Raw genomic sequence first — 634 nt, 5'->3', positions numbered from 1 at the left:
CTGAAACAGCAACTACAATCGCAGAAAAAATAATCGCGCGACTTGGAATCCCCATACGAGATAAGCTATTCAGTTTCAAACGATTCATCACTTTGCTGTTTGGTGTTTCTTTTGCAATCTGGTACAAGTGACGCCCTGTTGAATAGAGGGTGGAATTCAAGGAAGATGCAGCAGCTGTCAGTACGACAAAATTAATCAATCCTGCTGCCCACTTGATTCCTACCATCTGAAAGACCGTTACAAACGGTGACTTATTGACGGGAAGCTGTTGCCAAGGGAAAATAGCCATAATCGCCAACAATGCTCCTACATAAAAGATTACAATTCGGATTGGAATTTCTTTAATGGCTTTTGGCAATACTTGGCGGGGATTAGCGGTTTCAGAAGTAGTAATTCCAACAAACTCGATCGCTTGGTAAGCAAAGAAGACCATTTGGAAGGCCATGACGAACTTGACCCAACCATTTGGAAACATTTGAAAACCACTAGTAATATTGGTTAAACTAGCGTGTCCAGCTGGTGTTTCAAAGTTCGTCGTCACCATAAAGATCCCTGTTACGATCAGGGCTAAAATCGTGACAATCTTGATCATTCCAAACCAGAATTCAACCTCTCCAAAAACCTTCACAGCGAT

General features: G+C 42.0%; 1 protein-coding gene. It reads right to left on the bottom strand.

Annotation, left to right across the window (positions count from 1 at the left end; translation table 11 throughout):
• Positions 1 to 634: amino acid permease (locus SPADD19_RS10905; RefSeq protein ID WP_164905871.1), on the bottom strand; the 634-nt coding region annotated here is incomplete at both ends.

Source organism: Streptococcus parasanguinis (assembly GCF_001578955.1).
GTDB classification, from domain to species: domain Bacteria; phylum Bacillota; class Bacilli; order Lactobacillales; family Streptococcaceae; genus Streptococcus; species Streptococcus parasanguinis_U.
Note: the sequence above shows the minus strand (reverse complement) of the source record. Positions and strands in the feature narration are given on the sequence as shown.